This window comes from Pseudomonas sp. HMSC08G10, assembly GCF_001808425.1.
Lineage (GTDB): Bacteria > Pseudomonadota > Gammaproteobacteria > Pseudomonadales > Pseudomonadaceae > Aquipseudomonas > Aquipseudomonas guariconensis.
Genome location: NZ_KV793302.1, coordinates 37,593 through 57,590 on the forward strand (window position 1 = coordinate 37,593; position 19,998 = coordinate 57,590).

At 62.1% G+C, this 19,998-nt stretch carries 18 protein-coding genes; 11 read left to right on the top strand and 7 right to left on the bottom strand.

The window, feature by feature from the left end; genetic code table 11:
- Positions 1 to 21 precede the first annotated feature (21 nt).
- The 4 genes from crcB to HMPREF3173_RS09260 form a co-directional block, all read right to left on the bottom strand.
- Positions 22 to 396: a fluoride efflux transporter CrcB gene (gene crcB, locus HMPREF3173_RS09245; protein ID WP_070572549.1), complete on the bottom strand. Its 375-nt coding sequence runs from the start codon at positions 394 to 396 to the stop codon at positions 22 to 24.
- Entirely contained in the window at positions 393 to 1,718 is a 1,326-nt protein-coding gene (locus tag HMPREF3173_RS09250) for a replication-associated recombination protein A (RefSeq protein ID WP_070572551.1), read from the bottom strand. The genes crcB and HMPREF3173_RS09250 overlap by 4 nt, the downstream gene beginning before the upstream one ends.
- A gap of 12 nt (positions 1,719 to 1,730) precedes the next feature.
- The gene (gene lolA, locus HMPREF3173_RS09255; protein ID WP_043212241.1) at positions 1,731 to 2,354 is read right to left on the bottom strand and encodes an outer membrane lipoprotein periplasmic chaperone LolA; all 624 of its coding nucleotides are present in this window, start codon (positions 2,352 to 2,354) and stop codon (positions 1,731 to 1,733) included.
- A 62-nt stretch (positions 2,355 to 2,416) separates the two neighbouring features.
- Positions 2,417 to 4,915, bottom strand: a complete 2,499-nt coding sequence (locus HMPREF3173_RS09260; protein ID WP_371906666.1) for a DNA translocase FtsK — start codon at positions 4,913 to 4,915, stop codon at positions 2,417 to 2,419.
- A 323-nt stretch (positions 4,916 to 5,238) separates the two neighbouring features.
- Here HMPREF3173_RS09260 and aat point away from each other — a divergent pair, with 323 nt between their 5' ends.
- The 3 genes from aat (at position 5,239) to infA (ending at position 7,004) form a co-directional block, all read left to right on the top strand.
- A complete protein-coding gene (gene aat / locus HMPREF3173_RS09265; protein ID WP_070572555.1) occupies positions 5,239 to 5,919 on the top strand; it encodes a leucyl/phenylalanyl-tRNA--protein transferase in 681 nt (226 codons plus the stop codon).
- Between the two features lie 55 nt (positions 5,920 to 5,974).
- Positions 5,975 to 6,682 (top strand): arginyltransferase, encoded by a 708-nt coding sequence (locus HMPREF3173_RS09270; protein WP_043212238.1) that lies wholly within the window; start codon positions 5,975 to 5,977, stop codon positions 6,680 to 6,682.
- Positions 6,683 to 6,785: 103 nt separating this feature from the next.
- A complete protein-coding gene (gene infA, locus HMPREF3173_RS09275) occupies positions 6,786 to 7,004 on the top strand; it encodes a translation initiation factor IF-1 (protein WP_002553999.1) in 219 nt (72 codons plus the stop codon).
- A gap of 151 nt (positions 7,005 to 7,155) precedes the next feature.
- Here the strand turns inward: infA and clpA are convergent, their stop codons facing one another.
- Together clpA and clpS are read right to left on the bottom strand one after the other, a co-directional pair.
- Positions 7,156 to 9,426, bottom strand: coding sequence for an ATP-dependent Clp protease ATP-binding subunit ClpA (clpA, locus tag HMPREF3173_RS09280; RefSeq protein ID WP_043212236.1), 2,271 nt, complete (start codon positions 9,424 to 9,426; stop codon positions 7,156 to 7,158).
- A 30-nt stretch (positions 9,427 to 9,456) separates the two neighbouring features.
- Entirely contained in the window at positions 9,457 to 9,819 is a 363-nt protein-coding gene (gene clpS / locus HMPREF3173_RS09285; protein WP_043212233.1) for an ATP-dependent Clp protease adapter ClpS, read from the bottom strand.
- Positions 9,820 to 10,049: 230 nt separating this feature from the next.
- Between clpS and cspD the strand changes: the two genes are divergently transcribed.
- Entirely contained in the window at positions 10,050 to 10,307 is a 258-nt protein-coding gene (gene cspD, locus HMPREF3173_RS09290; protein WP_043212231.1) for a cold shock domain-containing protein CspD, read from the top strand.
- 72 nt (positions 10,308 to 10,379) lie between these two features.
- On the opposite strand, the gene icd is transcribed toward cspD, so the two are convergent.
- Entirely contained in the window at positions 10,380 to 11,636 is a 1,257-nt protein-coding gene (gene icd / locus HMPREF3173_RS09295) for an NADP-dependent isocitrate dehydrogenase (RefSeq protein ID WP_070572558.1), read from the bottom strand.
- A gap of 487 nt (positions 11,637 to 12,123) precedes the next feature.
- Between icd and HMPREF3173_RS09300 the strand changes: the two genes are divergently transcribed.
- From HMPREF3173_RS09300 to HMPREF3173_RS09330, 7 genes are all read left to right on the top strand, one after another.
- Positions 12,124 to 14,349 carry an NADP-dependent isocitrate dehydrogenase gene (locus HMPREF3173_RS09300; RefSeq protein ID WP_070572561.1) on the top strand — a complete coding sequence of 742 codons (2,226 nt, stop codon included), beginning with the start codon at positions 12,124 to 12,126 and terminating at the stop codon, positions 14,347 to 14,349.
- A gap of 157 nt (positions 14,350 to 14,506) precedes the next feature.
- On the top strand, positions 14,507 to 14,947 hold the full coding sequence (locus tag HMPREF3173_RS09305) for an NUDIX hydrolase (protein ID WP_070572563.1): 441 nt from the start codon (positions 14,507 to 14,509) through the stop codon (positions 14,945 to 14,947).
- A 58-nt stretch (positions 14,948 to 15,005) separates the two neighbouring features.
- Positions 15,006 to 16,130 carry a tRNA 2-thiouridine(34) synthase MnmA gene (gene mnmA, locus HMPREF3173_RS09310; RefSeq protein WP_043212224.1) on the top strand — a complete coding sequence of 375 codons (1,125 nt, stop codon included), beginning with the start codon at positions 15,006 to 15,008 and terminating at the stop codon, positions 16,128 to 16,130.
- Positions 16,127 to 16,747, top strand: coding sequence for a high frequency lysogenization protein HflD (gene hflD, locus HMPREF3173_RS09315; RefSeq protein WP_043212222.1), 621 nt, complete (start codon positions 16,127 to 16,129; stop codon positions 16,745 to 16,747). The genes mnmA and hflD overlap by 4 nt, the downstream gene beginning before the upstream one ends.
- 126 nt (positions 16,748 to 16,873) lie before the next feature.
- Positions 16,874 to 18,244 carry an adenylosuccinate lyase gene (gene purB, locus HMPREF3173_RS09320; RefSeq protein ID WP_043212220.1) on the top strand — a complete coding sequence of 457 codons (1,371 nt, stop codon included), beginning with the start codon at positions 16,874 to 16,876 and terminating at the stop codon, positions 18,242 to 18,244.
- A gap of 81 nt (positions 18,245 to 18,325) precedes the next feature.
- On the top strand, positions 18,326 to 19,492 hold the full coding sequence (locus tag HMPREF3173_RS09325; protein ID WP_070572565.1) for a ribosomal protein uL16 3-hydroxylase: 1,167 nt from the start codon (positions 18,326 to 18,328) through the stop codon (positions 19,490 to 19,492).
- Positions 19,485 to 19,919, top strand: coding sequence for a GNAT family N-acetyltransferase (locus HMPREF3173_RS09330; RefSeq protein WP_043212214.1), 435 nt, complete (start codon positions 19,485 to 19,487; stop codon positions 19,917 to 19,919). Before HMPREF3173_RS09325 ends, HMPREF3173_RS09330 begins: the two co-directional genes overlap by 8 nt.
- The last annotated feature ends 79 nt before the right edge of the window (positions 19,920 to 19,998 follow it).

Here is a 19,998-nt window from a genome sequence, read left to right on the forward strand (position 1 = left end):
TCTCGTTATGTGAGTGTTGGTTCAGAATTTGGTCAGCGACAGGCCGGCCCAAGTGGCAAGCAGCCCGCCGATTACGCTAATACCGGTATAGCCCAAGGCCAGCGGAACTTGCCCACTTTCCATCAGGCGCACGGTATCGAGCGAGAAAGAAGAAAAAGTCGTCAGGCCACCCAGAAAGCCGACGATCAGCCCGGCGCGCAGCTCGACCGGCGCCAGCGGCTTGTGCAGGAACAAGCCATAGAGCAGGCCGATCAGCAGGCAGCCGATCAGGTTGACCGCCAGCGTACCGAGATAGAAGTGGCGTGGCCAGTGGGCCGCCACCCAATTGCTGGTGGCAAAGCGCAACAAGGTTCCGGCGATACCGCCCGCACTGACCGCGGCAATGAGAGCGATCATGGCTTTCTCCGTTGCCGGGGGCTGGTGCGGTCCAACTCGGCCAGGTGGCGCAGTTTTTCCCCTATCTTGAGCTCCAGGCCCCGGGGTACCGGCTGGTAGTACTGGCGTGGCTCGAGCTGTTCGGGGAAGTAGTCTTCGCCTGCGGCGTACGCATCGGGTTCATCGTGGGCGTAGCGGTATTCCTCGCCATATCCCAGCTGTTTCATCAACTTGGTCGGAGCGTTGCGCAAGTGCAACGGCACTTCCAGGGAGCCGTGCTCGGCGGCCTCGCGCATGGCAGCCTTGAAGCCCATGTACACGGCATTGCTCTTCGGCGCACAGGCGATGTAGGTAATGGCCTGGGCCACCGCTAGCTCGCCCTCGGGGCTGCCCAGACGCTCCTGCACGTCCCAGGCAGCCAGGCACAGGCTCAAGGCGCGAGGATCGGCGTTGCCGATGTCCTCGCTGGCCATGCGCACCACTCGACGAGCGATGTACAGCGGATCGCAGCCGCCATCGAGCATACGCGCATACCAGTACAACGCCGCATCGGGATTGGAGCCACGCACAGACTTGTGCAACGCCGAGATCTGGTCGTAGAAGGCCTCGCCCCCCTTGTCAAAGCGACGCCGGCTGTCGCCGAGTAAGCTCTGCAACAGATCGACGCCGATCTCGCCGCCATCCTCAGCGAGATCCGAAGCGTTCTCCAGCAAATTGAGCATCCGCCGGCCATCGCCGTCAGCTGCCGCCATCAGCATTTTGAAAGCTTCGTCACCGACACTCAGCTGGCGTGCACCAAGGCCGCGTTCCTCGGTCAGGGCGCGGTTGACCAACTTGCGCAAGGCCGCTTCGTCCAGGCTCTTGAGCACATAAACCCGAGCCCGAGACAGCAAGGCGTTGTTCAATTCGAACGAGGGGTTCTCGGTGGTGGCACCGATGAAGATCAGCGTGCCGTCTTCCACATAAGGCAGAAAGGCATCCTGCTGGGACTTGTTGAAGCGGTGCACCTCATCGACGAACAGGATGGTCCGGCGACCATACTGGCCCGCCTGCTGCTTGGCCACCTCAACCGCCTGGCGGATCTCCTTGACCCCGGCCAGCACCGCCGACACCGTCTCGAAGTGAGCGTCGCAGAACTGCGCCAACAACCGCGCCAGGGTGGTCTTGCCCACTCCAGGCGGCCCCCAGAAGATCATCGAGTGCAGCGCGCCCTGTTCCAGCGCCTCACGCAGCGGCTTGCCACGCGCCAGCAAGTGCTCCTGGCCGACGTACTCGTCCAGGTTGGACGGACGCAGCCGGGCGGCCAGTGGCTGGGCGACAGGTTCGCTTCGAAACAGGTCCATGATGCGCTCTCATTACTCCTGGATGACGTCGGCGCCTTCCGGGATCTTGAACTGGAACTTGCTCGCCGGGATCGCCTCGTTGGCCTTGACCCCGTTGAACAGGATATTGGTGCGCTGGCCCACGCTGTCGACCAGTTGCATGTCGTTGATCAGACCTCGGCGGAACGACACACGCAGGGAGTCGAACAAGGTGTCCTTGGTCTTGGGTTTCAAGGTGAAGTCCATGACTTCGCCTTGCTCCTTGGAGGTGATATCGAAGCTCTGGCTGATCTTGGACACATCACCGGACAGCAACAGCGCCGGGGTCTGGTTCAGACGCACGTCGAGCTTCTTGATGGTGGCCTGCTCCAGGTCCGGGTCCCACAGGGTGACCTTCTGCCCGTCGGACACCACCACCTGCTCCTGAGGCGCATCAGTGTGCCAGTAGAACAGGCCTGGGCGCTTGACGGACATCTCGCCACTGGTTTCCTGCAAGCTCGTGCCGCTGGCATCGAGGGTAAGTTGTGAGAAACGAGCCGAGATGGTCTGCGACTTCTCCAGCAACTGGGTCAGGCGTGCAACGTCCTTCTCATCGGCCTGGGCCGATACAGCGCCCAGGGCCAGGGCAGAAACCAACAGCATGCGAATCGCGCGCATGGGAGTCCTCGTTGAACAGTGAGTGGGCCGGGCGCCGCCTTCGACGTCCGGCAAGGTGATCATCAATCGCGTGGGCCGCCCGGGGCAATCACTTCCCGCGAGCCGTTGCTGTTCATGGGGGTGACCACACCGGCCATCTCCATCGCCTCGATCATCCGCGCGGCGCGGTTATAGCCGATCTTCAACTTGCGCTGCACCGCGGAAATGGACGCCCGACGACTTTCCAGTACGAACTGCACGGCTTCGTCGTACAACGCATCGGCTTCCGGATCGTCGCCATCGCCGCCGCCACCGCCGCCGCCCTCGAAGCCGCTACCGGCTTCCTCGACGCCGTTGAGGATGTCGTCGTTGTAGTCCGGCGCGCCGCGCAGCTTCCAGGCTTCGACGACCCGGTGCACCTCGTCGTCGGAGACGAACGCACCATGCACACGGATCGGCAGGCTGGTGCCTGGCGGCATGTAGAGCATGTCACCGTGACCGAGCAACTGCTCGGCACCACCCTGGTCGATGATGGTCCGGGAGTCGATCTTGCTGGACACCTGGAACGCCATCCGGGTCGGAATGTTGGCCTTGATCAGGCCGGTGATCACATCCACCGACGGACGCTGGGTGGCAAGAATCAGGTGAATACCGGCGGCCCGCGCTTTCTGGGCGATACGGGCGATCAGCTCTTCGACCTTCTTGCCGACGATCATCATCATGTCGGCGAATTCGTCGACGATCACCACGATGGTCGGCAGCGTCTTCAGCGCAGGCGGCTCGTCGTCCATACTCTCGCGGCGGTACAGCGGGTCGTGGATGACCTCGCCGGCCTCCTGGGCGTCCTTGATCTTGCGGTTGAAGCCCGCCAGGTTCCGCACGCCCATGGCGGCCATCAGCTTGTAGCGCCGCTCCATCTCGGCCACGCTCCAGCGCAGTGCATTGGCGGCGTCCTTCATGTCGGTGACCACCGGGCAGAGCAGATGCGGAATACCCTCGTAGATCGACAACTCGAGCATCTTCGGGTCGATCATGATCAACCGCGCATCTTCAGGACTGGATTTGAACAGGATCGACAGGATCATGGCGTTGACACCCACCGACTTACCGGAACCGGTGGTACCGGCCACCAGCAGGTGCGGCATCTTGGCAAGGTCGGTGATCACCGGCTTGCCGCCGATGTCATGGCCCAGGGCAAGGGTGACCGGCGACTTTTGCTCGTCGTACTGCGGCGTGGACAGCACCTCGGAGAAACGCACCATCTGCCGGTTTTCGTTGGGGATCTCGATACCCACGGTGGTCTTGCCCGGGATGACTTCAACCACGCGCACGCTGGTCACTGCCAGCGAACGCGCCAGGTCCTTGGCCAGGTTGGCGATGCGGCTGACCTTCACGCCGGCGGCCGGCTGGATCTCGTAACGCGTGATCACCGGACCCGGATGGATCGAGTCCACCGCAACTTCGACGCCGAACTCCTTGAGCTTGATTTCCAGCAATTGGCCGACACCGGCCAGGGATTCTGGCGAGTACTCGATCTTCTTCTGCTCGGCCGGGTCGAGAATGGAGATTGACGGCAAGGTACCTTCCACGGCGCTGTCGACGAACAGCGGTGCCTGCTTCTCCTTCATCACCCGCTTGCTCGGCTCAGGCGCCTTGACCGGGGTTGGCGGCATGATCACCGGGGCGACCGGTTGCTCGCGTGGCACCACAGGTTCGCGTGGCAGCACAGGCCGGGCGGGCGTTTCGTCACGTTCGCTGATGCGTTCGCGCGGCTGAGTCTTGATCGACTCGCGCTTTTCGGCGGCCATCGGCGCCACGTCGAGGATCGGCTCATCCACCTCGCGCAGTTGCGCAACCAGGCGCTTGCGCTCGTTGCGCGCTTCCCACCAACGGTTGGCCGCGCTCTGCACCAGTTCGAACAGATCGAGCGTGATCTTGCCGGTAATGTCCATCACCTTGAACCAGGACAAGTCGGTGAAGACCGTCAGGCCGAACAGGAACAGGGCGATGAACATCAAGGTGCTGCCCTGCACGTTCAACAGGTTGCGCGCCAGATCGCCCAGGCTCTCGCCCAAGGCACCACCGGCAGAGAACGGCATGCTCGCCGGTGGATGGAAATGGATATGCGCCAGCGCCGCGCCCGACAGCACCAGGAATACCAACCCGATCAACCGCCAGGAAAACAGCCAGCCGCTCCACTGCCAGGGCTGGTGACGCTCGCGGAAGATCTGCCAGGTCTTGATCGCCAGCAGCAACGGGAAGATATAGGCGAAGTAGCCCAGCACCATGAACAGGATATCGGCAAAGTAGGCACCGGCGCGGCCAGCGGCGTTCTGCACCTGTTCGGCATTGCTGGTGTGACTGAAGCCCGGGTCCGACGTGTCGTAGGTCAGCAGTGCCATCCACAGGTACAGGCACAGGGCGCCGACAGCGATCAGCGCACCTTCCTTGAGGCGGTAATGCAACTGCTGTCGCCACAGGGGCACGGGCAAAGGGGGCGGGGTTGCGGTGGATTTCTTCAAAACGCGTCTATTCCTGCGCTTGCTGCGCGTCCAGTAGTGATCGACCTGGTGTCCGGTCAATGAACCACTACTTTTAACATTACTGCCCGCCAGCCGCCATGGCGGCACGCCAGGTGAGGCTGGAGCGGCGCGGATTTCCTATGGGTGCAATTTGAGCACGCATTTTCTTTCGTGACAAAGGCTTATGCTGTGTTTTTGCACAGGTATGACAGCAAATGTGCCGGATGGTGCCGATGGACGCCTGAATGGGCAGGAAATTACCTCGCAAAGTGCCAGCCTGCACCCCAGACGCGCCAACGGCTGACACCACAAGGCCACACATTGACCTCAAACCAACAGCGCGCCATGCTGGTTGCCCTCCCCTCCCCCACCGCCGAAAGACCATGCTCACCTGGCTGACCCGCGACTCGTTGACCTTCCCGCCCCTGGAAAAAGCCCTGCACGACCCCAACGGCCTGCTGGCCGCAGGCGGCGACCTGACGCCGGAGCGTTTGGTGCAAGCTTATCGCCATGGCTGCTTCCCGTGGTACCAGGATGGCCAACCGATCCTGTGGTGGTCACCGGACCCTCGCACCGTGCTTTTCCCGGACGAGCTGCACGTATCGCGCTCATTGGCCAAGTTCATCCGCCAAGGCCATTACCAGGTCAGCTTCGACACCGACTTCCCCGCCGTCATCGCCGCCTGCGCCGAGCCACGCGATTATGCCGACGGCACCTGGATCACCGACAACATGCAGGCGGCCTATTGCGAACTGCACCGACGTGGCATCGCCCACTCGGTCGAGGTGCGCCGCGATGGTCAACTGGTGGGCGGGCTATATGGCCTGGCCATGGGCCGACTATTTTTCGGCGAGTCAATGTTCAGCCGCGCCGACAATGCGTCCAAGGTCGGCTTCGTAGCCCTGGTCGAGCACCTCAAAGCCGCCGGATTCGTGCTGATCGACTGCCAGATGCCGACCAACCACCTGCACAGCCTCGGCGCGCGCGCCATCAGCCGGGCCCGCTTTGCAGAGCACCTGGCACGCTATCTCGACACCCCAAGCACGGCGACCTGGGCTCGCTAGGCGAGTTCTGCCAGCTGGCTTACACTTAAGTCAAAGTCTTACCGAGGGGTTGATCATGACAGAGCTGGCGCGGTTGAAGTTCTATGCCACTCAACCCCACTCCTGCAGCTATCTGCCAGAGGAGCAGGCCACTACGCTGTTCCTGGATCCCAGCCAACCGATGGACGTGCATGTGTATGCCGACCTGTCGGAAATGGGCTTTCGCCGCAGTGGCGATCACCTTTACCGCCCACATTGCCAGAACTGCAACGCATGCGTACCCGCGCGCATTCCGGCTGCGCGCTTCATCCCCAACCGCCAGCAACGGCGCATCCTCAAACGCAACGCCGATCTGACCGTCACCGCCGCCCGCCCGGCGTTTCGCGAAGAATATTTCGACCTGTACCGCCGCTACATCGAGCAACGCCATGCCGATGGCGACATGTATCCACCCAGCCGTGACCAGTTCTCCACCTTCCTGGTGCGCGACCTGCCGTTCTGCTGGTTCTATGAGTTCCGCCTGGAAGGCAAACTGATGGCAGTGGCCGTGAGCGATCTGTTGCCCAACGGCCTGTCGGCGGTCTACACCTTCTATGAGCCCGAGCAAGAGCGCCGCAGCCTGGGGCGCTATGCCATCCTCTGGCAGATCACAGAAGCCCTGCGGCAAAACCTCGATGCGGTCTACCTCGGCTACTGGATCAAAAACTGCAAGAAAATGAACTACAAGACCCAGTACCGGCCCATTGAACTGCTGATCAACCAGCGCTGGGTTACCCTCAATTGAAAGCATTGGCTTGAAACACAGTTTTCGGGCATAATCCACGCCACTTTTTTGCCCGGTGCAGTTGCGTATCGGGCCATTCACTGGATACCGAGGGCTTTACTGCATGTCGAAAGAAGACAGCTTCGAAATGGAAGGTACTGTCGTCGACACCCTGCCCAACACCATGTTCCGCGTGGAGTTGGAAAACGGGCACGTCGTAACCGCGCACATCTCCGGAAAGATGCGCAAGAACTACATCCGCATTCTCACTGGCGACAAGGTCCGCGTCGAACTGACGCCATATGACCTGAGCAAGGGCCGCATCACCTATCGCGCCCGATGAGTCTCAGCCAATAAAAAGCCCGGCCAATGTGCCGGGCTTTTTTTGTGCTCACTCGAATGCAGAAGGTCGCTTTCTGCTGTTTTGGCGACAGAAGGCCACTCCCACAGGAAAAGCCTTAATGTCGCGAAAGGGGCTGCAAGCAGCCCAGACCTCATGCAACCTCAGCCGTGGTCTCGAAGTCGAACACCAGCTCGCCATCACGCAGGTCGACATGCACCACGCCGCCATGCTCGGAGAGCTCGCCGAACAGGATCTCTTCAGCCAGCGGCCGCTTGATCTTGTCCTGGATGAGCCGCGCCATCGGCCGCGCCCCCATCTGCACGTCATAACCAGAAGCCGCCAGCCAACCGCGGGCATCATCACTGACTTCCAGCAGCACGCGCTTGTCTTCCAGCTGCGCCTGCAGCTCGATGAGGAACTTGTCGACGATGCTCTTGATGGTTTCGTGGCTCAGGCGGCCGAACTGGATGATGGTGTCCAGACGGTTGCGGAACTCCGGCGTGAAGCTCTTGCGGATCACCTCCATAGCGTCGGACGTGTGGTCCTGCTGAGTGAACCCGATCGAGGCCCGCGCGGCAGTTTCAGCACCGGCGTTGGTGGTCATGATCAGGATCACGTTGCGGAAGTCCGCCTTGCGCCCATTGTTATCGGTCAGGGTTCCGTGATCCATCACCTGCAGCAGCAGGTTGAAGACTTCCGGGTGGGCCTTCTCGATCTCATCGAGCAACAGCACACAATGCGGCTGCTTGGTGATCGCTTCGGTCAGCAGACCACCCTGGTCGAACCCGACATAGCCAGGAGGCGCACCGATCAGACGCGATACGGTATGCCGCTCCATGTACTCGGACATGTCGAAGCGCACCAGCTCCACCCCAAGCGCCTTGGCCAGCTGACGGGCCGCCTCGGTCTTGCCCACACCCGTGGGGCCTGCGAACAGGAACGAGCCAACCGGCTTGTCCGGCGACTTGAGCCCGGCACGGGACAGCTTGATGGCAGTGGCCAGCGAATCGATGGCGGCATCCTGACCAAACACGGTGAGCTTGAGATCGCGCTCGAGGTTGCGCAGCAGCTCCTTGTCGGAGCTGGTGACATGCTTGGGCGGGATCCGCGCGATCTTGGCGACGATGTCCTCGACCTGAGGCACATCGATGCGCTTGACGCGACTGCCCTCTGGCTGCAGGCGCTGATAGGCACCCGCCTCGTCGATCACGTCAATGGCCTTGTCCGGCATGTGCCGGTCATTGATATAGCGCGCAGCGAGTTCGGCGGCGGCGCGCAAGGCTTCGTCGCTGTACTCGATGTTGTGATGGCTCTCGAAGCGGCCCTTCAGGCCCCGCAGGATGCCCACGGTATCTTCGACCGACGGTTCGGTGACGTCGACCTTCTGGAAGCGCCGCGCCAAGGCGCGGTCCTTCTCGAAAATGCCACGGAATTCCTGGAAAGTGGTCGAGCCGATGCAGCGGATGTCGCCCGACGACAGCAGCGGCTTGAGCAGGTTGGAGGCATCCATCACGCCGCCGGATGCAGCACCTGCACCGATGATGGTGTGGATCTCGTCGATGAACAGAATGGCCTGCGGACGCTTGCGCAGCTCACCGAGCAACGCCTTGAAGCGCTTCTCGAAATCGCCGCGGTACTTGGTACCGGCCAGCAATGCGCCAAGGTCCAGGGAATACACCACGCTCTGGGCCAGCAGATCCGGTACTTGGCCGTCCACGATGCGCTTGGCCAGACCTTCGGCAATGGCCGTCTTGCCCACGCCAGCCTCGCCGACCAGCAGCGGGTTGTTCTTGCGCCGACGAGCAAGAATCTGCGCGACGCGCTCGACCTCCTGCTCACGCCCCACCAGCGGATCGATGCGGCCCAGACGGGCCAGTTCGTTCAGGTTGCTGGCATAAGCATCCAGCGGATTGCTCGAGGAAGCGGATTCGCCGCCCTCCTCGTCCTGCATGTCCTGATCGTTTTCGCTGTGCGAGCCGTGGCCCGGCACCTTGGAGATGCCATGGGCGATGTAGTTGACCACGTCGATGCGTGCAACGCTCTGCTGCTTGAGCAGAAACACGGCCTGGCTTTCCTGCTCGCTGAAGATCGCCACCAGCACGTTGGCGCCGGTGACTTCGCGCTTGCCGGAGCTCTGCACATGGAACACGGCACGCTGGAGCACACGCTGGAAGCCCAGGGTCGGCTGAGTCTCGCGGTCCTCGTCATGGACAGGGATCAGCGGCGTGGTGGAATCGATGAACTCTTGCAGGTCGTGCTTGAGCTTGTCGAGATTGGCGCCACAGGCGCGCAGAACGGTCGCGGCGGCCTCATTGTCAAGGAGTGCTAGCAGCAGGTGCTCGACGGTCATGAACTCATGACGCTTCGAACGAGCCTCCTTGAAGGCCAGATTGAGGGTGACTTCGAGCTCGCGGTTTAACATAGCTTCACCTCATACCCAAGTGGTCGGCGATTAACCGTCCTTCTCGATTTCACAGAGTAGCGGATGCTGGCTTTCCCTGGCGTATTGGTTGACCTGCATGGCCTTTGTCTCGGCGATGTCACGGGTAAACAATCCGCACACTGCCCGCCCTTCGGTATGGACGGTCAGCATGATCTTGGTCGCCAGCTCGCGGTTCAGATTGAAGAACGTCTCGAGCACTTCGACGACGAAATCCATTGGCGTGTAGTCATCGTTGAACAAAACCACCTTGTACATCGGTGGCGCCTGCAGGATCGGCTTGGCTTCCTGTACCGCCAGACCGGAGCCGTCGTCCTCGTTAGATTGCGGGCGATCCTGATTGAATGTTAGTCGAATCTGGCTGAGTGGTTGCATGGAAAGAATTTCATCATAACGACAAGTTAAGGTGATGGTTTGACCGCGTAGGCCGCTGCCGGCGCGGGGGCCGTCTGACCTTGACTATCGGCAAAACGGTGTTACAACCAATAAGAACCCACCGTGGTCGATAAAGATCCGCGCAGTCAACCAGATTTTTTCGCATGGTTCGTATGCGGATGACGTGGATGATACTCCAGTGATGGAGTCCTTTGCAGAGGGACATGAGGATGGCGAGCGGTAAAGTCAAGTGGTTCAACAATGCCAAGGGCTATGGATTCGTCAACGAGGAGGGCAAGAGCGAAGACCTGTTCGCCCACTATTCGCATATCCAGATGGACGGCTACAAGACACTCAAGGCTGGCCAGTCCGTGACCTTCGACATCGTCCAGGGACCCAAGGGGCTGCACGCCGTCAACATCTGCGGCGCCGGCGCCACGGCATCGAAAGTCGAAGTCCAGCCGGTCGAGAGCATCGTCCAGGCCTGATCCACCCCTGACCTTCTGCAGGCACATCGGCAACCGGCCAGCCCCGCAAGGGCTGGCCGGTTTTCATTGCCCTCACATGTGCTTGATCATCTCATCACCAAAGCCGGAGCTGCTGACCAACTTGGCGCCGTCCATCAGGCGCTCGAAGTCGTAGGTCACGGTCTTGGCCGCGATGGCGCCGTTGGTTCCCTTGATGATCAGGTCGGCTGCCTCGGTCCAGCCCATGTGGCGCAGCATCATTTCGGCCGACAGAATCACCGAGCCCGGATTGACCTTGTCTTGCCCGGCATACTTGGGCGCCGTACCATGGGTCGCCTCGAACATCGCGACGGTGTCGGACAGGTTGGCGCCCGGGGCGATACCGATGCCTCCGACCTCGGCCGCCAGGGCGTCGGAAAGGTAGTCGCCGTTGAGATTCAGGGTGGCGATCACATCGTACTCGGCCGGTCGCAGCAGGATCTGCTGGAGCATGGCGTCGGCAATCGCATCTTTGACCACGATCTGGCGCCCGGTCTTGGGGTTCTTGAAGCTCATCCACGGGCCGCCATCGAGCAGCTCGGCCTTGAATTCGTCCCGTGCCACCTCGTAGCCCCAATCCTTGAAGGCTCCTTCGGTGAACTTCATGATGTTGCCCTTGTGCACCAGAGTCACCGACTCGCGGTCGTTGTCCACGGCATACTGTAGCGCCTTGCGCACCAGGCGCTTGGTTCCCTGCTCGGAGACCGGCTTGACGCCGATGCCGCAGTTCTCGTCGAAGCGGATCTTGGTGACACCCATTTCCTCTTTGAGGAACTTGATCACTTTGTTGGCCTCGGCAGAGCCGGCCTTCCATTCGATGCCGGCATAGATGTCCTCGGAGTTCTCACGGAAGATCACCATGTCGACGTCACCAGGCTTTTTCACCGGGCTCGGCACGCCCTGGAACCACAGCACCGGACGCAGGCACACGTACAGATCCAACTGCTGGCGCAAGGCCACGTTCAGGGAACGGATACCCCCACCGACCGGCGTGGTCAGCGGCCCTTTGATCGACACCACGTAATCGCGCACGGCATCGAGGGTTTCCTGGGGCAGCCAGGTGTCCTGGTCGTAGACCTGCGTGGCCTTCTCGCCGGCATACACCTCCATCCAGGCGATCTTGCGCTTGCCGCCGTAGGCCTTCTGCACGGCAGCATCCACTACCTTGATCATCACCGGCGAAACATCGACACCGATACCGTCGCCCTCGATGTACGGGATGATGGGATTGTCGGGAACATTGAGCGAATGGTCTGCATTGACGGTGATCTTCGCGCCGTCTGCTGGAACCTTGATTTTCTGGTATCCCATGCTGCACTACTCCGCTTTTCCAGGTGTGATTGGACATCCTGCGATCCAATGAGCCTAAACCAGCTTTCCTGAGCTGCAAGCTTCACGCTGCAAGTTGCAAGCTGACCGGCAGCGACCACTGACAAGCCCACTCACAGTTTGGCAGCGCGCAGACGCCGAGGGCTGCGGCATCGCGCCACATTGCCCTTACGCCTTTCGTCTTATAGGCGGTCCGATATCACTTAGCCCGAAGGGTTTGGTATACTCCGGCCCTGACCGTAGGGTCATTGGGGCGACCCCTTGGAAAAACGCGGCTCGCCCTCGGCCAAGAATGGCCAAAAAGCCTGGGCTGTTACCGCCGCCCAGCCGTTTGACGCTCGACTGATGCATCCACCATCACCGCTCGCAAGCCTCTCGACCAATTGCCCATGGCGCTGCCAGGGCGTAGCGCCTACCCTGCGCATCTCGAGACTTCGAGCACGCTCAGCAAAACAGAGAGTTAACCCGCATGCCCACCCGTTCCAAGATCATCTATACCTTCACCGACGAAGCTCCCGCCCTCGCCACCTATTCCCTGCTGCCGATCATCGAAGCCTTCACCGCTTCGGCTGACATCTCCGTCGAAACCCGTGACATCTCCCTGGCTGGCCGTATCCTCGCGGCGTTCCCGGAGCAACTGGGCGCCGAGAAGCGCGTAGGCGATCACCTGGCGGAGCTGGGCCAGCTGGCCACCACTCCGGAAGCCAACATCATCAAGCTGCCGAACATCAGCGCCTCGGTACCGCAGCTCAAGGCCGCGATCAAGGAACTGCAAGGCAAGGGCTTCAACATCCCTGACTACGCTGACGAGCCGAGCACGGAGCAAGAAAAAGAATCCCGCGCCCGCTACGACCGCATCAAAGGCAGCGCCGTGAACCCGGTTCTGCGCGAAGGCAACTCCGACCGCCGCGCTCCGCTGTCGGTCAAGAACTACGCCCGCAAGCATCCGCACAAGATGGGCGCCTGGACTGCCGACTCCAAGTCGCACGTCGCCCACATGACCCAAGGCGATTTCTACGGCAGCGAAAAAGCCGCACTGATCGAAGGCGATGACAGCCTGCGCATCGAGCTGGTCGGCAAAGACGGCGTTACCACTGTCCTGAAAGAAAAGACCGCCGTCAAAGCCGCTGAAGTCATCGACTGCGCCGTCATGAGCCGCAAGGCCCTCAAAGTCTTCATCGCCGAGCAGATCGCCGATGCCAAGGCCTCCGGCGTGCTGCTGTCGGTCCACCTGAAAGCCACCATGATGAAGGTCTCCGACCCAATCATGTTCGGCGTCATCGTCGAAGAGTTCTACAACGACGTGCTGGCCAAGCACGCCGCAGCCCTCGCCGAAGTCGGCTTCAACGCCAACAACGGCATCGGCGACCTGTACGCCCGCATCAAGGACCTGCCAGCTGACAAGCAGGCCGAGATCGAAGCCGACATCCAGGCCCTGTACGCCGTCCGCCCGGCCCTGGCCATGGTCAACTCCGACAAGGGCATCACCAACCTGCACGTACCGAGCGACGTCATCGTCGACGCCTCGATGCCTGCGATGATCCGCGACTCGGGCAAGATGTGGAACACCGCCGGTGAACTGCAGGACGCCAAGGCCGTCATCCCGGACCGTTGCTACGCCGGCATCTACCAGGCCGTGATCGAGGACTGCAAGGCCAACGGCGCCTTCGACCCGACCACCATGGGCAGCGTACCGAACGTCGGCCTGATGGCTCAGAAGGCCGAAGAGTACGGCTCCCACGACAAGACCTTCCAGATCAAGGCCGACGGCGTCGTGCGCGTGGTCGATGGCAAGGGCAAGGTGCTGCTGGAACAGAGCGTCGAAGCCGGTGACATCTTCCGTATGTGCCAGACCAAGGACGCGCCGATCCAGGACTGGGTCAAGCTGGCCGTCAACCGCGCCCGCCTGAGCAACACCCCAGCGGTGTTCTGGCTGGACCCTGCCCGCGCCCACGACGGCGTGATGATCGAGAAGGTCCAGAAATACCTGAAGGACCACGACACCAGCGGCCTGGACATCCGCATCCTGGCGCCGGTCGATGCCATCAAGTTCTCCCTGGCCCGCATCCGCGAAGGCAAGGACACCATCTCGGTGACCGGCAACGTCCTGCGCGACTACCTGACCGACCTGTTCCCGATCATGGAGCTGGGCACCAGCGCCAAGATGCTGTCGATCGTCCCGCTGATGAATGGCGGTGGCCTGTTCGAAACCGGCGCCGGCGGTTCGGCTCCGAAGCACGTGCAGCAGCTGGTCGAAGAGAACTTCCTGCGCTGGGATTCGCTGGGTGAGTTCCTGGCCCTGGCCGCTTCCCTGGAGCACCTGGGCAACACCTACGACAACCCGCGCGCCAAAGTCCTGGCCAACACCCTGGACCAGGCCACCGGCAAGTTCCTCGACACCAACAAGTCGCCATCGCGCAAAGTCGGCGGTATCGACAACCGCGGCAGCCACTTCTACCTGACCCTGTACTGGGCCGAGGCTCTGGCTGCCCAGACCGACGACGCCGCCTTGCAGGCGCGCTTCGCACCGCTGGCCAAGACCCTGGCCGAGAACGAAGCGACCATCGTCGCCGAACTGGCTGCCGTCCAGGGCAAGCCGGCCGACATCGGTGGTTACTACGCGCCGGATGCCGAGCTGACTGCCAAGGTCATGCGCCCAAGCCAGACCCTCAACAGCGCCATTGCCGCACTGTAAGGTTCTGATGTAACACCACAAACCCCGGCCACGCACCGGGGTTTGTGCTTTTTCAGCCGCAGGTTTCAAGCTGCAAACCACAAGCAAGCGCAGTCTGCATAGCATCTTGACTGGTGGCTTGCAGCTTGGACCTTGTCACTTAGGGAGAGCACCGACCGTGTCCTGGCAACCCCACATCACCGTCGCCACCATCGTCGAACACGAGGGCAAGTTCCTCTTCGTCGAAGAGTTCAAGGCCGGCCAACACGTCTTCAACCAACCTGCCGGGCATCTTGAGCCCAACGAGACCCTGACCCAGGCCGCCCTACGCGAGACCCTGGAGGAAACCGCCTGGGAAGTCGAACTCACTGGCGTGGTTGGCATCTACCTCTATACCGCCCCCAGCAATGGCGTTACCTACCAGCGCATCTGTTTCGCCGCGCGCCCTGTGCATCACCACGCCGACCGCCCCCTGGACAGCGATATTGTCCGTGCCGTCTGGCTGACCCGCGAGCAACTGCTGGCCGACCCCACACGCTGGCGCAGCGAGCTGGTACCGCGCTGTATCGACGATTACCTGGCCGGCCCACTGCATAGCCTCGCCTTGCTACGCGACTGACGTCCGGCCCTTGGCCTGATAGAATCGGAATTTTTCCCCCAGATACACACCGGTAGCCATGACCAGCCCAGCACTCAAAGACCCCGCCAAGACCCGCGTTATCGTCGGCATGTCCGGCGGCGTGGACTCTTCCGTCTCCGCCCTTTTGCTCATGGAGCAGGGCTATCAGGTGGAAGGTCTGTTCATGAAGAACTGGGAAGAGGACGACGGCACCGAATACTGCACCGCCCGCGAGGACCTGGCCGACGCCCAGGCCGTGTGCGATCGCATCGGTATCAAGCTGCATACCGCCAATTTCGCGGCCGAATACTGGGACAACGTGTTCGAGCATTTCCTGGAGGAGTACAAGGCCGGACGTACACCGAACCCGGACATCCTGTGCAACCGCGAGATCAAGTTCAAAGCCTTCCTCGACTATGCCCTGTCCCTGGGCGCCGACCTGATCGCTACCGGCCACTATGTGCGCCGCCGCGACACCGGCGAGCTCACCGAACTGCTCAAGGGGCTGGACCCGAACAAAGACCAGAGCTATTTCCTGCATGCTGTCGGCGGCAAGGAGATCGCCCGCACCCTGTTCCCGGTCGGCGAGCTGGAAAAGCCCGAAGTACGTGCCATTGCCGAGAAGCACGGCCTGGCCACGGCCAAGAAGAAAGATTCCACCGGTATCTGCTTCATCGGTGAACGCCGCTTCAGCGATTTCCTCAAGCAGTACCTACCCGCCCAGCCGGGCGACATCGAGACCACCGACGGAGAAGTCATCGGGCGTCACCACGGCCTGATGTACCACACCATCGGCCAGCGCCAGGGCCTGGGCATCGGCGGCCTGAAGGACGCCGGCGACGAGCCGTGGTACGTGCTGCACAAAGACCTGACCCGCAACGTACTGGTGGTCGGTCAAGGCAACGAACACCCTTGGCTGTTCTCCCGCGCCCTGCTCGCCTCGGAGATCTTCTGGGTCAACCCGATCGACCTGAGCAGCCCGCGCAGGCTGACCGCCAAGGTGCGCTACCGCCAGAGCGACCAGCAATGCACCCTGGAGCGCACCGAGCATGGCTATCGCGCGGTCTTCGACGAGCCGCAACGCGCTGTCACCCCGGGGCAGTCGGTGGTGTTCTATGACGGCGAGGTATGCCTGGGCGGCGGCGTGATCGAGACCGCCGAGCCTTGGAGCCCTCGCCAATGAATACTCTCCAGGAGCAGTTGGTCGCCCTGGGCGGCGTGTTCCAGGCCGCAGTGCTGGTTGACCGCATCGCCCGGACCGGCCAGGCCAGCGAGGCCAATATCGGCTGCATGCTGGGTAGCCTGTTGGTGCGTGACCCCAAGGACACCCTGGAGGTGTTCGGCGGCGATGACCTGAACCTGCGCGACGGCTACCGCGCCCTGGTCGGCGCCCTGGAGCGCGACCCCAGCAGCCTTCAGCGCGAACCGCTGCGCTATGCCCTGTCAATGCTCGGCCTGGAGCGCCAGCTGGCCAAACGGGACGACATGCTCGAGACCATCGGCAAGCGCCTGCCCCAGATCCAGGCCCAGGCCGATCATTTCGGCCTGGTTCACGATAATGTCATCGCATCCAGCGGAGCCCTGTACCAGGACACCCTGAGCACCTTGCGCCAGCGCATCCAGGTGCATGGCGACATGCGCTTCCTTCAACAGGCTGGCAATGCCTCGAAGATCCGCGCCCTGCTGCTCTCCGGCATCCGCGCTGCGCGTCTGTGGCGTCAGCTGGGTGGGCACCGCTGGCAGCTGGTGTTCAGCCGTCGCAAATTGCTCAACGAACTGTACGACATGATGCGAGGGTAAGCTGCATGCATCCAGCAGAAGCAGCACGTCGGCTTTTACGTGCTGCTTGCAGCTAGAAGCTCGCCGCCTACCTTTTTCATGTATGATATGCGCCCTTCCAAAAGCCTGACTGTCCGAGAACACCCCATGCAGCTCTCCTCGCTCACTGCGGTTTCCCCTGTAGACGGCCGCTACGCCGGCAAAACCCAGGCCTTGCGCCCCATCTTCAGCGAGTACGGCCTGATCCGTTTCCGCGCCTTGGTCGAGGTGCGCTGGCTTCAGCGTCTGGCCGCCCACCCGCAGATCGGCGAAGTGCCGGCGTTCTCCGCCGAAGCCAATGCCCTGCTGGACACCCTGGCCACCGATTTCAAACTCGAGCACGCCGAGCGCGTCAAGGAAATCGAGCGCACCACCAACCACGACGTCAAGGCCATCGAATACCTGCTCAAGGAGCAGGCCGCGACCCTGCCGGAACTGGCCAAGGTCAGCGAATTCATCCATTTCGCCTGCACCAGCGAGGACATCAACAACCTGTCCCACGCCCTGATGCTACGCGCCGGCCGTGACGAAGTGCTGCTGCCACTGATGCGCCAGATCGCCCAGGCAATCCGCGCCCTGGCCCACGCCCACGCCGACGTGCCGATGCTGTCGCGCACCCACGGTCAGCCGGCTTCGCCGACCACTCTGGGCAAAGAGCTGGCCAACGTGGTCTACCGCCTGGAGCGCCAGATCGCCCAGGTCGCCGCCGTGCCGCTGCTGGGCAAGATCAACGGCGCCGTGGGCAACTACAACGCCCACCTGTCGGCCTATTCGCAGATCGACTGGGAAGCCAACGCCCGCGCCTTCATCGAAGACGAACTGGGCTTGCAGTTCAACCCCTACACCACCCAGATCGAGCCGCACGACTACATTGCCGAGCTGTTCGACGCCATCGCCCGCTTCAACACCATCCTCATCGACTTCGACCGCGACGTCTGGGGCTACATTTCCCTGGGCTACTTCAAGCAGAAGACCGTCGCCGGCGAGATCGGCTCCTCGACCATGCCACACAAGGTCAACCCGATCGACTTCGAGAACTCCGAAGGCAACCTGGGTATCGCCAACGCCCTGTTCCAGCACCTGGCCAGCAAGCTGCCGATCTCCCGCTGGCAGCGTGACCTGACTGACTCCACCGTACTGCGCAACCTGGGCGTGGGCTTCGCCCACAGCGTCATCGCCTACGAGGCCAGCCTCAAGGGCATCGGCAAGCTGGAAGTGAACGTCGCTCGCATCGCCGAGGACCTGGACGCCTGCTGGGAAGTCCTGGCCGAGCCGATCCAGACCGTCATGCGCCGCTACAACATCGAGAACCCCTACGAGAAGCTCAAGGAGCTCACGCGCGGCAAGGGCATCAGCCCCGAAGCGCTGCAGGCGTTCATCGATGGGCTGGACATGCCAGCTGAAGCCAAGGCCGAGCTCAAGCAGCTGACTCCGGCTACCTACATCGGCAACGCGGCGGCCCAGGCCAAACGCATCTGACCTGCGCCCCGTGATCAACGCCCGGCCTGGCCGGGCGTTTTTATTCCCGGATGAAAATTACGTTTTTTCAATAGGTTGAACATGAATCCTGATACTCCACTGCAGCTGCTAGGCGGCTTGACGGCCCGTGAATTCCTTCGCGACTACTGGCAGAAGAAGCCCCTGCTGGTGCGCCAGGCCTTCCCGGACTTCGAAAGCCCGATCGACCCTGACGAACTGGCCGGCCTTGCCTTGGAAGAGGAAGTCGAGTCTCGCCTGGTGCTCGAGCACGGCGAGCGCCCGTGGGAGCTGCGCCGCGGCCCCTTCGCCGAAGACACTTTCGCCACCCTGCCAGAGCGCGATTGGACCCTGTTGGTCCAGGCAGTGGATCAGTTCGTCCCGGAAGTCGCCGAGCTGCTGGAGCATTTCCGCTTCCTGCCAAGCTGGCGTATCGATGACGTGATGGTCAGCTTCGCCGCGCCAGGTGGCAGCGTCGGCCCGCACTTCGACAATTACGACGTGTTCCTGCTCCAGGGCCACGGCAAGCGAAACTGGAAAGTCGGCCAGATGTGCGACAGCGACAGCCCGTTGCTGGAACACACCGACCTGCGCATCCTCGCCGAATTCGAACAGAGCAGCGAATGGACCCTGGAGCCTGGCGACATGCTCTACCTGCCGCCGCGCCTGGCCCACTACGGCGTGGCCGAAGACGACTGCCTGACCTATTCGGTGGGCTTCCGCGCCCCGAGCGCCGCTGAAGTGCTGACCCACTTCACCGATTTCCTCAGCCAGTTCCTGCCGGACGAGGAGCGTTACAGCGATGCTGACGCCCAGCCTGCCGCAGATCCTCACCAGATCCAGCACGATGCCCTGGACCGCCTCAAGGCCCTGCTGGCCGAGCACATGGGTGACGAGCGCCTGCTGCTGACCTGGTTCGGCCAGTTCATGACCGAGCCGCGCTATCCGGAACTGGTGTCCGGTGAAGAGCTGAGCGAGGAAGACCTGATCGACAGCCTGGAGCAAGGCGCCATCCTGATCCGCAACCCGAGCGCGCGCATGGCCTGGTCGGAAGTCGACGACAACCTGCTGCTGTTCGCCAGTGGCCAGAGCCGCCTGCTCTCGGGCCATCTGCGTGAGCTGCTCAAGCTGATCTGCGCCGCCGACGCGCTGCACATCGAAAACCTTTCTCAGTGGCTCGAAGACGAAGAAGGTCTGACATTGCTGTGCCAGCTGGTCAAACAAGGAAGCCTGGGATTTGCCAATGAATAAGATCAGCGTTCGCCTCGCCGACTGGCATAAAGACAACGCCGATATCCGCCGCATCCGCGAGGCGGTGTTCGTCGCCGAGCAGCACATTCCACCAGAGCTGGAGTTCGACGCCGAAGACCAGGACGCCCTGCACTTCCTGGCCCTGGAAGGCGACTACCCGATCGGCACCGCACGCCTGCTGCCCGATGGCACCATCGGGCGGATCTCGGTGCTGAAGGACTGGCGCGGGCTGAAGGTCGGCGACACCCTGGTGCGCGCAGTGATCGTCGAAGCGCAGAACCGTGACCTCAAGCAGCAGATGCTCAGCGCCCAGGTACACGCCACGCCATTTTACGAGCGCCTGGGATTCCGCGTGGTCAGCGAGGAATTCCTCGAGGCCGGCATCCCGCATGTGGACATGGTGCGCGACTCCCGCGAACCGGCCTGACCCGCAAGTCGGTCTGATTCGACGGACCTATTCGCGGGTAACCCCGCTCCCACAGGGCTCAGCGAAGCACCTGTGGAAG

Bases quoted from the DNA above. Each gene is read 5' to 3' on its own strand.
- crcB (WP_070572549.1), bottom strand. From the start codon at position 396: ATGATCGCTCTCATTGCCGCGGTCAGTGCGGGCGGTATCGCCGGAACC.
- HMPREF3173_RS09250 (WP_070572551.1), bottom strand. From the start codon at position 1,718: ATGGACCTGTTTCGAAGCGAACCTGTCGCCCAGCCACTGGCCGCCCGG.
- lolA (WP_043212241.1), bottom strand. From the start codon at position 2,354: ATGCGCGCGATTCGCATGCTGTTGGTTTCTGCCCTGGCCCTGGGCGCT.
- aat (WP_070572555.1), top strand. From the start codon at position 5,239: ATGCTCACCTGGCTGACCCGCGACTCGTTGACCTTCCCGCCCCTGGAA.
- HMPREF3173_RS09270 (WP_043212238.1), top strand. From the start codon at position 5,975: ATGACAGAGCTGGCGCGGTTGAAGTTCTATGCCACTCAACCCCACTCC.
- infA (WP_002553999.1), top strand. From the start codon at position 6,786: ATGTCGAAAGAAGACAGCTTCGAAATGGAAGGTACTGTCGTCGACACC.
- clpA (WP_043212236.1), bottom strand. From the start codon at position 9,426: ATGTTAAACCGCGAGCTCGAAGTCACCCTCAATCTGGCCTTCAAGGAG.
- clpS (WP_043212233.1), bottom strand. From the start codon at position 9,819: ATGCAACCACTCAGCCAGATTCGACTAACATTCAATCAGGATCGCCCG.
- cspD (WP_043212231.1), top strand. From the start codon at position 10,050: ATGGCGAGCGGTAAAGTCAAGTGGTTCAACAATGCCAAGGGCTATGGA.
- icd (WP_070572558.1), bottom strand. From the start codon at position 11,636: ATGGGATACCAGAAAATCAAGGTTCCAGCAGACGGCGCGAAGATCACC.
- HMPREF3173_RS09300 (WP_070572561.1), top strand. From the start codon at position 12,124: ATGCCCACCCGTTCCAAGATCATCTATACCTTCACCGACGAAGCTCCC.
- mnmA (WP_043212224.1), top strand. From the start codon at position 15,006: ATGACCAGCCCAGCACTCAAAGACCCCGCCAAGACCCGCGTTATCGTC.
- hflD (WP_043212222.1), top strand. From the start codon at position 16,127: ATGAATACTCTCCAGGAGCAGTTGGTCGCCCTGGGCGGCGTGTTCCAG.
- purB (WP_043212220.1), top strand. From the start codon at position 16,874: ATGCAGCTCTCCTCGCTCACTGCGGTTTCCCCTGTAGACGGCCGCTAC.
- HMPREF3173_RS09325 (WP_070572565.1), top strand. From the start codon at position 18,326: ATGAATCCTGATACTCCACTGCAGCTGCTAGGCGGCTTGACGGCCCGT.
- HMPREF3173_RS09330 (WP_043212214.1), top strand. From the start codon at position 19,485: ATGAATAAGATCAGCGTTCGCCTCGCCGACTGGCATAAAGACAACGCC.